Annotated in this window: 9 protein-coding genes and 1 tRNA gene; 6 read left to right on the plus strand and 4 right to left on the minus strand. The window is 63.9% G+C overall.

What is annotated here, in order from left to right:
- Window positions 1-22: 22 nt before the first annotated feature.
- Together AC56LN_RS17730 and AC56LN_RS17735 are read right to left on the minus strand one after the other, a co-directional pair.
- Window positions 23-217, minus strand: a complete 195-nt coding sequence (locus AC56LN_RS17730) for a YbdD/YjiX family protein (RefSeq protein ID WP_332529846.1) — start codon at window positions 215-217, stop codon at window positions 23-25.
- Window positions 217-2,283, minus strand: a complete 2,067-nt coding sequence (locus AC56LN_RS17735; protein ID WP_499573709.1) for a carbon starvation CstA family protein — start codon at window positions 2,281-2,283, stop codon at window positions 217-219. Before AC56LN_RS17735 ends, AC56LN_RS17730 begins: the two co-directional genes overlap by 1 nt.
- 202 nt (window positions 2,284-2,485) lie before the next feature.
- On the opposite strand from AC56LN_RS17735, the gene AC56LN_RS17740 reads away from it, so the two are divergent.
- The 5 genes from AC56LN_RS17740 (at window position 2,486) to AC56LN_RS17760 (ending at window position 7,971) form a co-directional block, all read left to right on the plus strand.
- Window positions 2,486-3,844 carry a cache domain-containing protein gene (locus AC56LN_RS17740; protein ID WP_499573711.1) on the plus strand — a complete coding sequence of 453 codons (1,359 nt, stop codon included), beginning with the start codon at window positions 2,486-2,488 and terminating at the stop codon, window positions 3,842-3,844.
- Window positions 3,845-3,848: 4 nt separating this feature from the next.
- Complete coding sequence (locus tag AC56LN_RS17745; RefSeq protein ID WP_499573713.1) at window positions 3,849-4,481, plus strand: response regulator transcription factor; 633 nt, start codon at window positions 3,849-3,851, stop codon at window positions 4,479-4,481.
- Window positions 4,482-4,560: 79 nt separating this feature from the next.
- Window positions 4,561-5,739, plus strand: a complete 1,179-nt coding sequence (locus AC56LN_RS17750; RefSeq protein WP_499573715.1) for an HDOD domain-containing protein — start codon at window positions 4,561-4,563, stop codon at window positions 5,737-5,739.
- Window positions 5,732-7,795: a putative bifunctional diguanylate cyclase/phosphodiesterase gene (locus AC56LN_RS17755; protein ID WP_499573716.1), complete on the plus strand. Its 2,064-nt coding sequence runs from the start codon at window positions 5,732-5,734 to the stop codon at window positions 7,793-7,795. Before AC56LN_RS17750 ends, AC56LN_RS17755 begins: the two co-directional genes overlap by 8 nt.
- A gap of 86 nt (window positions 7,796-7,881) precedes the next feature.
- A tRNA-Ser gene (locus tag AC56LN_RS17760) sits at window positions 7,882-7,971 on the plus strand.
- Between the two features lie 149 nt (window positions 7,972-8,120).
- On the opposite strand, the gene AC56LN_RS17765 is transcribed toward AC56LN_RS17760, so the two are convergent.
- Entirely contained in the window at window positions 8,121-9,878 is a 1,758-nt protein-coding gene (locus AC56LN_RS17765; RefSeq protein ID WP_499573717.1) for a class I SAM-dependent methyltransferase, read from the minus strand.
- 268 nt (window positions 9,879-10,146) lie between these two features.
- On the opposite strand from AC56LN_RS17765, the gene AC56LN_RS17770 reads away from it, so the two are divergent.
- Window positions 10,147-11,790: a methyl-accepting chemotaxis protein gene (locus AC56LN_RS17770; RefSeq protein WP_499573718.1), complete on the plus strand. Its 1,644-nt coding sequence runs from the start codon at window positions 10,147-10,149 to the stop codon at window positions 11,788-11,790.
- Window positions 11,791-11,820: 30 nt separating this feature from the next.
- Here AC56LN_RS17770 and AC56LN_RS17775 read toward each other — a convergent pair whose 3' ends face one another.
- Window positions 11,821-13,269 (minus strand): carboxylesterase/lipase family protein, encoded by a 1,449-nt coding sequence (locus AC56LN_RS17775; RefSeq protein WP_499573719.1) that lies wholly within the window; start codon window positions 13,267-13,269, stop codon window positions 11,821-11,823.
- Between the last annotated feature and the right edge of the window lie 78 nt (window positions 13,270-13,347).

Genomic DNA, 13,347 nt, shown 5'->3' on the forward strand with positions numbered 1-13,347 from the left:
ACGGTGCTACCCGATTACAGGCTTAACAGCATGAAGCCCGACTCCCCCCATACCGCGCCTCCTGGCGCTCACGGAAGAACTCCTCGTACGTCATCGCTGGCTCATCCGGATGCGTACGCTCCATGTGCGCCAGGTACGTGTCGTACTCGGGCAGGCCGACCATCAGGCGCAGCGACTGCCCGAGGTAATTGCCGGCCTGCTTCAGGGTGCCGAACATCAGGCGACCTGCGGTGCGGGCATGGCGACGTACGGCGACTCTTTCGCGGTCGGGCTGTTCGCCTTGCGCGCATCCATCACGGTGCGCAGGCCATAGAACAGCACGGCCAGCACGACGAAGATGAAGAAGCCGGCCAGGCTGGCGTTGACGTAGTCGTTGAAGATGATCCGCTCCATGTCGAGGATCGACTTGGCCGGCGCCAGGATCGTGCCGGCATCATGTGCAGCCTGGTACTTGTTGGCGTGCGCCACGAAGCCGATGCGCGGGTCGACGTGGAAGATCTTCTGGTAGCCCGCCGTCAGCGTGCAGGCCAGCAGCCACAGCGTCGGCAGTGCAGTGACCCACGCGTATTTGCCGCGCTTCATCTTGAACAGCACACAGGTACCCAGCATCAGCGCAATACCGGCCAGCATCTGGTTGGCGATACCGAACAGTGGCCACAAGGTGTTGATGCCACCCAGCGGATCGACGACGCCCTGGTACAGGAAGTAGCCCCAGGCCGCCACGCACAGGCCGGTGGCCAGCAGGTTGGCCGGCAGCGAGTCGGTGCGCTTGAGCGATGGTGCGAACGCGCCCAGCAGATCCTGCAGCATGAAGCGGCCAGCGCGGGTGCCTGCGTCAACGGCGGTCAGGATGAACAGTGCTTCGAACAGGATCGCGAAGTGGTACCAGAACGCCATCATGGTCTGGCCACCGACCACGTTCGACAGGATGTGGGCCATGCCCACTGCCAGCGTCGGTGCGCCACCGGCGCGCGAGATGATCGTGTGCTCGCCGACGTCACGGGCCATCTGTTCCAGCGCTTCCGGCGTGATCACGAAGCCCATCTGCGAGACGGCAGCGGCGGCCGATTGCGCCGTCGTGCCCAGCAGGGCAGCAGGGCTGTTCATGGCGAAGTAGACGCCCGGGTCGATGGTCGACGCCGCGATCAGCGCCATGATGGCGACGAAACTTTCCATCAGCATGCCGCCGTAGCCGATGAAGCGCGCCTGCGTTTCATTTTCCAGCATCTTCGGCGTGGTGCCCGAGGCGATCAGCGCGTGGAAGCCCGACACGGCGCCGCAGGCGATGGTGATGAACAGGAACGGGAAAATGCCGCCCGACCAGACCGGGCCGGTACCATCGACGAACTTCGTCACGGCAGGCATGCGCAGGTCCGGTGCGACGACCAGGATGCCGATCGCCAGCGCCAGGATGGTGCCAATCTTGAGGAAGGTCGACAGGTAGTCGCGCGGCGCCAGCAGCAGCCACACAGGAATCACGGCGGCGACGAAGCCATAACCGATCAGCATCCAGGTCAGTTCGGTGCCGGTGAAGGTGAACATCGGGCCCCAGACTGGCGAGTCGTGCACCCACTGGCCGCCGACGATGGCGAGCATCAGCAGCACAAAACCAATCGCCGAAATCTCGCCGATGCGCCCCACCCGCACGTAGCGCGAGTAGATGCCCATGAACAGCGCGATCGGGATCGTGGCCATCACGGTGAACGTGCCCCATGGCGAACCGGTCAGCGCTTTCACGACGATCAGTGCCAGCACGGCCAGGATGATCACCATGATCATGAAGGTGCCGAGCAGCGCGATCATACCGGGGATTTCGCCCATTTCGGATTTGATCAGGTCACCGAGCGAGCGGCCATCGCGCCGCGTGGACATGAACAGCACGATGAAATCCTGCACCGCGCCGGCGAACACGACGCCAGCCAGGATCCACATCATGCCCGGCAGGTAGCCCATCTGCGCGGCAAGCACGGGGCCCACCAGCGGGCCGGCGCCGGCAATCGCCGCGAAGTGGTGACCGAACAGGACGTTCTTGTTGGTCGGCACGTAATCGAGGCCGTCGTTGAACTTGTGGGCGGGTGTCTGGCGGGTGGCGTCGAGCCCCAGCACCTTGTTGGCGATGAACTTCGAATAGAAGCGGTAAGCGATGAGATAGACGCAGCCGGCGGCCGCGACGATCCAGATGGCATTGATGGTTTCACCGCGTTTGAGCGCGATGTAGCCGAGCGAAAACGCGCCCAGGATGGACAAGGCGATCCATCCGAGCATGCTCGTCATTTTCTTCATTGGTGACTCCTCCGATATGGATTGATGCTTCGTACGCCAGTACATGCCGGCGCGATTCTTTACAGCATGGCAATGAGTATCTTGCACAATTATCAGGACTGCAAGCGCAACTATTACGCAGAAGCTACGTACCACTACGTAGGACGCATGCCCGTAACGCACGTAAAATGCCTTGCTTTCCCCATCAGAAGGCAGTCGGCCCATGCGGCTCAAGCAAAAAGTCATCATGCTGGCAGTGGCGCCCCTGGTCGTGGCCCTGTGCGCGATTACGCTCTACGTGCGCCAGCAGGCTGTCACTCTGGCGCAACAACAGCGCGACACGATCGGCAGCGCCTACCTGGCCAGCAAGGAAGCCGAACTGCGCCACTACGTCGAACTGGCCACGCGCTCGATCGCGCACCTGACCCAGAGCGGACGCAGCGACCCGGCCACGCAGGCCGAGGCAATCCGCATCCTGTCGTCGCTGAGCTACGGCGACGACGGCTACTTCTTCGTGTATGACACGCGTGGCAAGAACCTCGCGCATCCGCGCCAGCCGGAACTGGTCGGCACCGACATGTGGAACTGGCGCGACTCGACCGGCTCACTGACGATCCAGCGCCTGATCGGACTGGCGCAGGGCGGCGGCGGCTTCCTGCGCTACACCTGGGCCAAGCCGTCGAGCAAGGCGGCGGCGCCCAAGCTGGGCTACGTGGTCCCGGTCGCGCACTGGGGCTGGGTCATGGGCACCGGCATCTACCTCGACGATGTCGATGCGGCGCTCGAACTGGTCGAGGCCCAGCAATCGCGTAACAGTGACCAGACGCTGCTCTGGATGGCCGTACTGGCCACGCTGGCCACAATCGGCGTGGCCGGTGGGGGGCTGGCGCTGAACATCAGTGAAGGGCGCCTGGCCGACGCCAAGCTGCGCGCGCTGGCCCAGCGTGTGGTGGAATCGCAGGAAGAAGAACGGGCGCGCCTGTCGCGCGACCTGCACGACGGGATCAGCCAGGCGCTGGTCTCGGTCAAGCTGCAACTCGAGGCCGGCATCATCCGCCTCGACGGCGACGCCAACAAGCGCGAGCAGGCGCGCGCGGGCCTGGAGCGCACCGTCGATCAGGTCAACGCAGTGCTGGGCGAAGTGCGCCGCATCTCGCACGACCTGCGCCCCACGCTGCTCGACGACATGGGCCTGGCGCCGGCACTGGAGTACCTGGCCCGCGAATTCGGCGAAGACGCCGGCACGCCGGTACGCTTTCGTGCCACCGGCGCGCTCGACGCGCTGCCCGAGATGGTGGGAACGGTGCTGTTTCGCATCGCACAGGAGGCCCTGACCAATGTCGAACGCCACGCCCAGGCCAGCACCATCGAACTCTCGCTGGAGCGCGTGGCCAACCGCGTCAGCCTGTCGATCGCGGACGACGGCGTGGGCTTTGATACCGATGGCGTGGCCGTGCACCCGAAGCGCGGCATCGGCTTGAGGAATATGATGGAACGGATGGAAGCGATCGGCGGGCGCCTGTCGGTCAACTCGTCGTCCAGCGGCACCAGCGTGGTGGCCAGCATCGATTTGAAGGAGTAGGGCAGTGAACGGTGACATCAAAGAAGTGAAGATTCTGCTGGTGGACGACCACCCGCTGGTACGCGACGGCCTGCGCGCGCGGCTCGAGTCGGCGCCGCACCTGCACGTGGTGGCCGAAGCCGGCTCGAGCGCCGAAGCGCTGGAGCGCGCGGGCGAATACCATCCCGACCTGGTGCTGATGGACGTGAACATGCGTGGCGGCAGCGGCATCGAAGCCACCTTCCAGCTCACGGCGCGTTTTCCCGGCATTGCAGTATTAATGTTGTCAATGCACGACAAACCGGAATACGTGAGCCAGGCGATCGGCGCCGGTGCCCGCGGTTACGTCCTCAAGGATGCGCCGGGCAAGGACATCGTGCTGGCCATCGACACCGTGATGGGCGGCGGCATCTATTACAGCGCCGCGCTGGCGCGCCAGCTGGCCAATCCGGCCGTCCCGAGCGACCAGCTCACTGCGCGCGAGCACGAAGTACTGGGGCATATCGCTGCCGGCCAGTCGAACAAGCAGATCGCGCGCGACCTCGACCTGTCCGTGCGCACGGTCGAAACGCACCGCCTGAACATCAAGCGCAAGCTGGGCATCGAAGGCCAGGCTGAACTGATCCGGTTCGCCGTGCAACGCGCCAGCGGTAACTGATGGTCAACACCGGCTGTCCACTGGGAAACTTGGATTTGCTTTATGGCATTCGGTGCAATAAGATTGCCTGGATACCACTTTGAAACTTTCCATGGCAGAGCAGGAAACATGTCCGCTGGTTGCAATCGAACCGGTCGCCAACGCACAGAATGAATGGGTCGCGCTCAGCGTGCGCCTCGCGCCGGGCCCCGACTTGCCCCAGCGCCTGCAGACCGTGTTCGGCACGCCCGACCTGCTGGCCGCTGCCGCGCCGCTCGACTGCCTGCTGAACCTGGATGACCCGGCCACCCTGGCCCCGCCGGTGCTGGCGCTGTTGCCCGCCAACCGCATCGGCCTGGTGATCGACGCGAACGCGCTGGCGACCGATGGCGTGGCGCGCAAACTCATCGAACTGCACGCCTGCGGCTACCGCATCTGGCTGGACGGCGACATCCCCGACGGCGTCACGGCGCCATCCGCGCTGCGCTCGGTCGCGCGCAACTGCCGCGTCGCCCCGATGCCGCCTGGGCGCCTGGTGGCCCTGTTTGCTCCGCACATCGCGTATGGTGTCGACAACGCGCGCCGCTTCTTCGCCTGCGAAATCGCGGGCTTCGACTGGTTCATCGGCGACTACGCCTACGACCCGGATATCGCGCCATCGCCCGACGACGACGGCAGTTCGCGCCGCCGCATCCTCACGCTGCTGGGTCTGCTCGCACGCGACGCCGACTCGCGCGAACTCGAAGAACAGGTCAAGCAGGATCCGGCGCTGGCCTACCACCTGCTCAAGCTGGTCAACTCGGCCGCCTTCACGGTATCGACACAAGTGACCAGCTTCGGCCAGGCGATCACGGTGCTGGGCCGGCGCCAGCTGCAACGCTGGTTGCAACTGCTGCTGTACGCGCGCCAGCAACCGGACGGCTTGCCGAACCTGCTGCTGCCGCTGGCCGCGCGCCGCGGCGCCCAGCTCGAAGCGCTCGCGCGCCTGCAGGGCGACGACCGCGACGCGCAGGACCTGGCCTTCATGACCGGCGTGTTCTCGCTGCTCGACCGGCTGCTGTACATGCCGATGACCGAGATCGCGGCCGAGCTGTACCTGCCTGACGACGTTTACGGCGCGCTCGTCAACCGCAGCGGCCAGCTGGGCGTGTGGCTGGCGCTGGTCGACGCCAACCCGACCGAACCTGCGCTCCACGAGGCCGGCGTGAGCCTCGAGCACTGGTGGCACAGCCAGCTGCACGCCTACCACTGGGCGATCGAGGTAGGTCGCAATGTCTGACGTGCGCGAATTGGCTCCGACCGCCTTCGTCCAGGGCACGAGCGCCGTCTGCGACGCGGTCCTGCGCCTGCGCGGCGAGGCGCTGGTGCAGGAACTGGGCCGTCTGGCGCGTACGCTGACGGGCAGCGCGCAGGGGCGCTTCGTGCCCGGCCCGGGCCTCGTCGATCCAGGTCCGGCCGGCGGGCGCGTGTTGCGCCACGCGGTGGTCGCAGGCATCGAACAGTTCGGCTGGTATGAAGTGAGCGGCTACGGCGACCATGCCGAGGCCAGCGCACACACGCTGGGCGCGCTGGCGCAACTGACAGCGAGCCTGATGCAGATGCACTCGCTGGCACAGCGCTCGACCCACGCCTACGCACAGATGGAAGCGCAGCTGGCACACCAGTCGCAGATCCTCGACCAGATTCACGAGTCGGTGCTGACGATGGACCAGATGGGCTACATCACCAGCTGGAACCGCGGCGCCGAACGCCTGTTCGGCTACACGGCGCTCGAAGCGGTGGGCCGCAACATCCTGTTTTTGTACGCCGACGAAGACCTGGGCGACGAGGAGGGCGGCGCGCCGCCGGACCTGTTCGCCGAGCACGGCGGGCGCATGATGGAGGTGAAACGCCGCAAGAAGTCGGGCGACATCTTCTGGGCCAGCCTGTCGCTGTCGCCCCTGCGCGACCTGGCGGGCCGCCCGAGCGGCCTGATCGCCTACCTGACCGACATCACCGAACGCAAACACGCCGAAGAGCAGCTGCACCACCTGGCCTACTATGACGAACTGACCGGCCTGCCGAACCGCACGCTGTTCGCGCGGCTGGTCGACCAGGCCCTGATGGTCGCGCAGCGCAACGAGACGGCCGGCTGCATCCTGTTCATCGACCTGAACCGCTTCAAGCGCATCAACGACACGCTGGGCCGGCGCATCGGCGACGAACTGCTCAAGCAGGTCGGCCAGCGCTTCAAGGCCGCGCTGCGCGACGAAGACCTGGTGGCGCGCCTGTCGGGCGACGAATACGCCGTCGGCCTGGCCGACGTGCGCCAGCACTTCGAAGCCACCACGGTGGCGCAAAAGCTGCAAGCCGCGCTCGACGCACCATTCCTGATCGGCGGCCACGACCTGCGCCTGGGCGCCAGCATCGGCATCAGTGTCTACCCGCAGGACGGCAACGACGCCGAAACCCTGCTGGCGCTGGCCGACATCGCGATGGAACGGGCCAAGGGCGACGACGCCAACCCGGACCGCAGCGTCGCCTTCTACAGCCAGGACATGAACAAGGGCATGCAGGAGCGCATGCGCATCGAATCCGGCCTGCGCCACGCGCTGGGCAACGGCGAGCTGGTGCTGTACTACCAGCCGAAGTTCGAAATCGCGAGCGGCCGCCTGGTCGGCGCGGAAGCGCTGGTACGCTGGATGCATCCCGAGCGTGGCATCGTGCCGCCCGGCGAATTCATCCCGCTGGCCGAGACCACGGGCCTGATCGTGCAGGTCGGCGAATGGGTGCTGGAAGAAGCCTGCGCGCAGGCCTCGATCTGGCAGCGCTCCGGCATTGCGCCGTTTCGCGTTGCGGTGAACGTGTCGGCGCGTGAGTTCACGCCATCGCTGCCGGAACGCGTGGCCGCCACGCTGCGGCGCTACCAGCTCGACCCATCGTGGCTGGAGCTGGAGATCACCGAAAGCACGCTGATGCACGACGTGGATCGCGTCACGGCCATCATGGACCAGATCACGGCGCTGGGCGTGTCGCTGTCGCTGGACGATTTCGGGACCGGCTTCTCGAGCCTGTCGTATCTGAAGCGGTTCCCGATTCATACGTTGAAGATTGACCGGTCGTTCACGATGGGGATACCGGCGGATGGCAGCGACTGCGCGATTGCGGGGACCATCATCAGCATGGCGCGGCAGTTGTGTTTGCGGGTGATTGCTGAGGGTGTTGAGACGCTGGATCAGTTGGCGTTTCTGCGCGGGGCGGGGTGTGATGAGGTGCAGGGGTATTTGTATGCGGCGCCTTTGCCGGCGTATGCGTTCGAGAAGGCGTTAAGGGAGAATTGGGCGTTGGTGGGGTGAGAGGGCGATTGTGCGTGAGCGCCACTGTCTTGCCTGGCTCAGAACTCCCTCATCCAGCCGATGATTATGTATAATGCCGTGCAACAGGAAGCGTGGCCGAGTGGTTGAAGGCAGCAGTCTTGAAAACTGCCGACGGTGTGAGCCGTTCGTGAGTTCGAATCTCACCGCTTCCGCCAAGCATACTGAACAAGAGCCCCACACGTGGGGCTTTTTTTCGTCTCGTCATCAAAAGTCTGCGCTGCGGCGCTTGTCCGATCGATTGGTCGAACCCGAGCGTGTAGTAGAGATCCGGTTCCGTAATTTGGCCGCGCTAGCGCCAAGCGGCTCACGCTGATGGTATGACGAGCGAAGAGCCGCCAGTGGCGACCACAAGCCGTTCCTTGCCTGACACTGGTTCCCATGGGCGTAAGCCCTGATCCTTGGCAAGCCGAATGCGCTGCAATTTCATGGCGTCGATCAAATCTGTGGAACACCCGGTCGCGTCCAGCATCGGGAGCGTTTGCCCGGCTTCCAGAAAGAAGCGCAGCCGCGCATCAGTCCCCGTCGAAAGAAACGCTTCCTCCCACCAGTCGTTGATTCGCTCGCTTGCGCGTTCGAGGGCGGCTTGTGTAATCAGCCGGTTCGACTTTTCGTTGTTGATCCGCTTCGATGCAGGCATCAAGTTCCATGCGTCTCCACAGGCCCAAGCGGCGAAGGGAAAACAATGGTCGATGTCGTAGTCATCCTTCAGATGCTGGCCCGACCAGACGCAGTAGATGGACTTTCCTTGAGTGCGAAGCCGTTCTACTGCAGCACGTGCGAACTTGGTGTCGCGCTCTGGATCCGCCCACGCAAGGAGCGCATTTGCGGTCTGGCTGATCACAGGGCCGAGTTGTCCCGCGTAGGATTCCATCAGGCGCACCCATTCCGCAACAAGTACTGGTTCCACCCACACATTGTAGTGACGGAGTGCGTCCCAGATACGAAGGGGGACGTGGAATTCGCCAAAGCTCCATAGAAATGGATCATCGATCCGCAGAAATGACGGTGTTGATGTGCGGCGCTGGTGCCTGATGTGGAAGATGTTCTCATCGCTCGCGGGCCAACGCAGAAACCTGACCGGCATCTCGCGGATGAGCCGCGAGATTTCCCAAAGGCTGCCATGAAGGTGTCGCGCCGTGTCGTCGTGAAACATCATCCCTGCACGAAGGTCAACTGGCCGAACTGGATGCAATGCCGTGAAGTTGCTGGTGACGAAACCAGGTCCGTTTCCGGTCCGGTTGGGCGGCATCTGGGGAAGGCCACCCTCGATGAGTGGTTTGTACATGCGTAGCCAGAACATTGCCACCAAGCCCATTGGCAGAACGACTGACTCGGACTCATAACGGGCAGACCCGGCCGCAGAATCGGCGATTCTTGCAAGAATGCGCAGCAGCGCGATCTTATAGGTCGATGCCTTATTGTCGTTGAGGATCAGATGGCGTAGCAGCGGAAGCACGCTCAGGCCATCGTCCGGTAGTCCAAGTACCGCTGTTGTCCATGAAATGCCAGGGCGACCCAACCTGTCGGGGCTATCGTCGGTGCGTACCAGCCTGAGTCCAAACTGCTGGGCCATCGCCATCAACTCTGGCAGTGTGACCTCATGCATTGCGCGGGCGGTATCGGGCGGGCCAATGCGAAGGCTGACGGCGATGCGACCATTCGGCGCCAGCAGCGTCGCCAGCTTTCTCAATGCACGCTGGCGTGCAGCTGGTGGGACGTGCATCCAGACAGCAGAAAGCAGGATGAGGTCGAAGGACAGTCCCAGCCGACGTACATGGGACAGGTCAGGCAGACTGTCGGCCACCCAGTGAATGCGCGGCGAGGGGTGGCGCTGGCGCGCCAGCGTACGCATCGCTGCCGATGGCTCGGCGGCGACGACATCGTATCCGTTGGCCGCGAACCATGCGGCATCCCTTCCCGAACCGGCACCCACGTCCAGAATTGTCGCGCCGGGCGGCGGCAGAAGATCCAGCAAGGCAGGGTGAACATGCTCGAAGGTCAGCGATTCGTACTGGGAGACAAATTGTTCGGCGTTCTGATCGTACTGAGAAATGGTCTGCATGACCTTCGGTATGGTTTATCGACCCATTAATTGTATGCCGAAGCATACTGCCGTAGGGCAAGCGAAATCGTTCGCAACATGTACCGGTTCTGCCGGTAGGAGCGTCACGCAAGGGTGCCTGGAGGGATTCAACACAGCCCCCCTTGCCCGAACAACAACTGTAAATATTGTCAGACGAAAAGCAATGTTTCTTGTTCGAAATCCGGCTGAAGTGCGTGGATAATCGACTCCCTCAGCGACATCGATCGCGCCCCACTTCCCATCCATCATGAAAAACTTCAGCATCAAGTACGTGATCGCCGCAGTCATCGGCTTGCTCATTCTTGCCGTGATCACTGTCGGCGCCCTTGGCTACCATGCCACGCAGCGCTCCGTCGACCTTCTCGAAAACCTCGCACTCAAGACGGCGAATCAACAGATCGGCATGTCCGACCTGAAAATGCGGATGGAAACCAACCGCAGCCACATCCTGCAGGCGCTGCAGCACAATCCTGAGAACAAGCATGCGTCGCTGCACAACCACCCATTGACGTTCCACAGCGACTTCATCGCCAAGAACAGCGAAGAAATGCGCAAGGAGCAGCAGGAGCTGGAGGCGAGTCTGCGTTTCCCCGAAACGCGTGAGCGTTTTGCTGCGTGGATGACGGCCAGCGACAACCTGGGCATCGACATGATCGGCAATGCCATGCGCGCGATTCAATCGGGTCAATGGGATGACGCCAATCTGATGCTCGGCAAGCAGATCAACCCGACCTACAACAAGTCGACCGAAGCGTTCGGTGCATTGCAGAAGCTGATGAGCGATCGCAATATCCGCCAGGGCAAGGAGCTGCACCAGGAACTCGCCATGCTCAACGCGGTCGTGATCGCCGCCATCGTCGTGGCGATCCTGCTCAGCATCGGCGCTGCGTTCTACCTGGTCGGCGCGATCAATACGCCGCTGATGCAGGCTGTGGCCGTTGCCCGCCGTGTCGCCGATGGTGACCTGAGTCTCCAGGCGCCGGTCAAGTCGACCAACGAATTCGGCCAGCTGCTGGCCGCCCTGCGTGACATGACCGCGTCGCTGGCCGGTATCGTCAAGGATGTGCGCAGCGAAAGTGAAGTGATCGCCACGGCGTCGACGCAGATCGCCGCCGGCAATATGGACTTGTCGTCGCGTACCGAACAGCAAGCAAGCGCGATTGAGGAGACCGCCGCATCCGTCGAAGAGCTGACCAGCACCGTGCGCCAGAATGCGGAAAATGCGCGTCAGGCGAATGAGCTGGCCGCATCGGCCACGCAGATCGCCACCCGTGGTGGTACGGTCGTGACCGAAGTCGTGGGCACGATGGGCGAGATCAATGCGTCGGCTCGCAAGATCGTCGATATCATCGGCGTCATCGATGGCATCGCGTTCCAGACCAACATCCTGGCGCTCAATGCGGCAGTGGAAGCGGCCCGTGCCGGCGAGCAGGGTCGTGGCTTTGCCGTCGTCGCGACCGAAGTGCGCAATCTGGCGCAGCGTTCGGCCAGTGCGGCCAAGGAAATCAAGGAACTGATCGGCGACTCGGTCAGCAAGGTGGATGCGGGCACGCGCCTGGTCGACCAGGCCGGTGCGACGATGGAGGAAATCGTCCAGAGCGTCCGCCGTGTGGCGGGGATCATGGGTGAAATCAGCGTGGCCAGCGCCGAGCAGAGCTCGGGCATCGAGCAGATTCACCAGGCGATCAGCCAGATGGACCAGGTCACGCAGCAGAACGCCGCCCTCGTCGAGGAAGCCGCCAGCGCTGCCACGTCGCTGCAGGAAAGCGCTGCTGGTCTGGCCGATCGCGTCAGCGTGTTCAAGATCGAGCCGGCCGTCGTGTCAGCGCCGGCCAGGGCGGTCACTGCGCGCCGCGCCAGCGCCATTCCTTACCAGGCGCAACTGGCGTGATGTAATTCCCGCCGTTGAAGAAGTGGCGGTTCAGCGACGCTCGCCAGGCCTGGCCGGCGTCGCTTGCGCCCCATCGATGTCGGCGCCCCAGGCATCCTTGCCCATCACCGCGGTGCCGTTTGCCGTGAAGTCCATGATCGCGTCGGCCGCGCGTGCATAGCGCTCCCACACCGGCAGCCCGGCCCCGTTCGGATCGCCGCGCTTCGCAAAATTCACCATATACGTGCTCATCGCCTTGCCCATGCCAAGATCGCGCGGTGTCGTTTGCGCGCCGTACTTGATGGCCACGGTATCGAAGAAGAACGGGATATCCGTTGCATGCCCGGCCCCGGCGCCCGGCTTGTCGTTCGCCTGGTGCACGTAGGAAAAGCGGTACGCATACACGGGCACGCCGTGCCCGGCAAGGGTCGCGGCCAGACTGCGCGCGCCCGCAACCATATACCCCGTCTTGCCACCAATATCCGCGCTGGTGGCGCCGATCATCACCGGCACCTTGTGCATGCGGCCCTCGGCAAAGGCGGCGCGGGAATCGATGGCCAGCGTGCCGTCGATATAGGGCCCGTGATACGTGGGCTTGTCGCGCTGCATGAAGTTCGCCAGGTTCAAGCCATCGGCGATCGTTTCTGCCGGCAGCGCCCGCAGTTTGGCGAGTGCTGCCGGATCGTCCGCCGCGATGCCCTTGCCGGCCGCGAAATTCACGCCGATTTGTTCGACGTCCGCCAGCTTGGTCGGCGCTGCTGCGCCATCGCCGCCCGACATCACGACTGCCTTGGCGAACAGCCCCTTGCTCATTGGCGAAGTCAGCAGCGTGTTGACCGACATGCCGCCTGCCGATTCACCGGCGATCGTGACATTGGCCGGATCGCCGCCAAACGCCGCCACATTGCGCTTGACCCATTCCAGTGCTGCGATCTGGTCCATGAAGCCGAAGTTGCCAACGATGCCGTTGCCGCCGGTTTCGCGTGTGAGCTGCGGGTGAGCGAAGAAGCCGAACCGTCCGATGCGGTAGTTGAAGCTGACGACGAGTGCGCCCTGTTTCGCCAGCTCGGCGCCGGAGTAGGTCGGGGGCGAGGCGCCGCCGTTGACGAAGCCGCCGCCATAGATCCAGACGATCACGGGCAGTTTGCCCTTGGCATCAGCCGGCTTCCAGAAGTTCAGGTACAGGCAGTCTTCGCTGGGCGTCGTGCCCAGCGGCGCGGCGTCGCTGGGGAAGGGCACCTGCATGCAGTCTGCCGCGTAGGCCGTGGCCTGCCGCACGTCGGGCCACGGCTTGGCAGGCGCTGGCGGGCGCCAGCGCAGCGTGCCCACCGGCGGGGCGGCAAACGGAATGCCTTTCCAGCTGACGACGCCTGCATCGGTCGATCCTGCCACCTTGCCACTGTCGGTGGCGATCACGGGCGCACCTGGCGACGCGGTGGCGCCAGGCGCGGCCACGACGATTACCATGGCAAGCAGGGGAGGAAGTGAGCGATGCAACATGAATGGGCCTCTTGATCGGATGGTTGAACGGTTGACCATGGATAGTACCGGACCAGTCACTGTACCGGCAGCACCTCA

The organism is Telluria sp. ZT3P26, from assembly GCF_059686035.1.

Coding starts and splice junctions, on each gene's coding strand:
- AC56LN_RS17755 (WP_499573716.1), top strand. CDS start 5,732: ATGTCTGACGTGCGCGAATTGGCTCCGACCGCCTTCGTCCAGGGCACG.
- AC56LN_RS17735 (WP_499573709.1), bottom strand. CDS start 2,283: ATGAAGAAAATGACGAGCATGCTCGGATGGATCGCCTTGTCCATCCTG.
- AC56LN_RS17765 (WP_499573717.1), bottom strand. CDS start 9,878: ATGCAGACCATTTCTCAGTACGATCAGAACGCCGAACAATTTGTCTCC.
- AC56LN_RS17770 (WP_499573718.1), top strand. CDS start 10,147: ATGAAAAACTTCAGCATCAAGTACGTGATCGCCGCAGTCATCGGCTTG.
- AC56LN_RS17740 (WP_499573711.1), top strand. CDS start 2,486: ATGCGGCTCAAGCAAAAAGTCATCATGCTGGCAGTGGCGCCCCTGGTC.
- AC56LN_RS17775 (WP_499573719.1), bottom strand. CDS start 13,269: ATGTTGCATCGCTCACTTCCTCCCCTGCTTGCCATGGTAATCGTCGTG.
- AC56LN_RS17730 (WP_332529846.1), bottom strand. CDS start 217: ATGTTCGGCACCCTGAAGCAGGCCGGCAATTACCTCGGGCAGTCGCTG.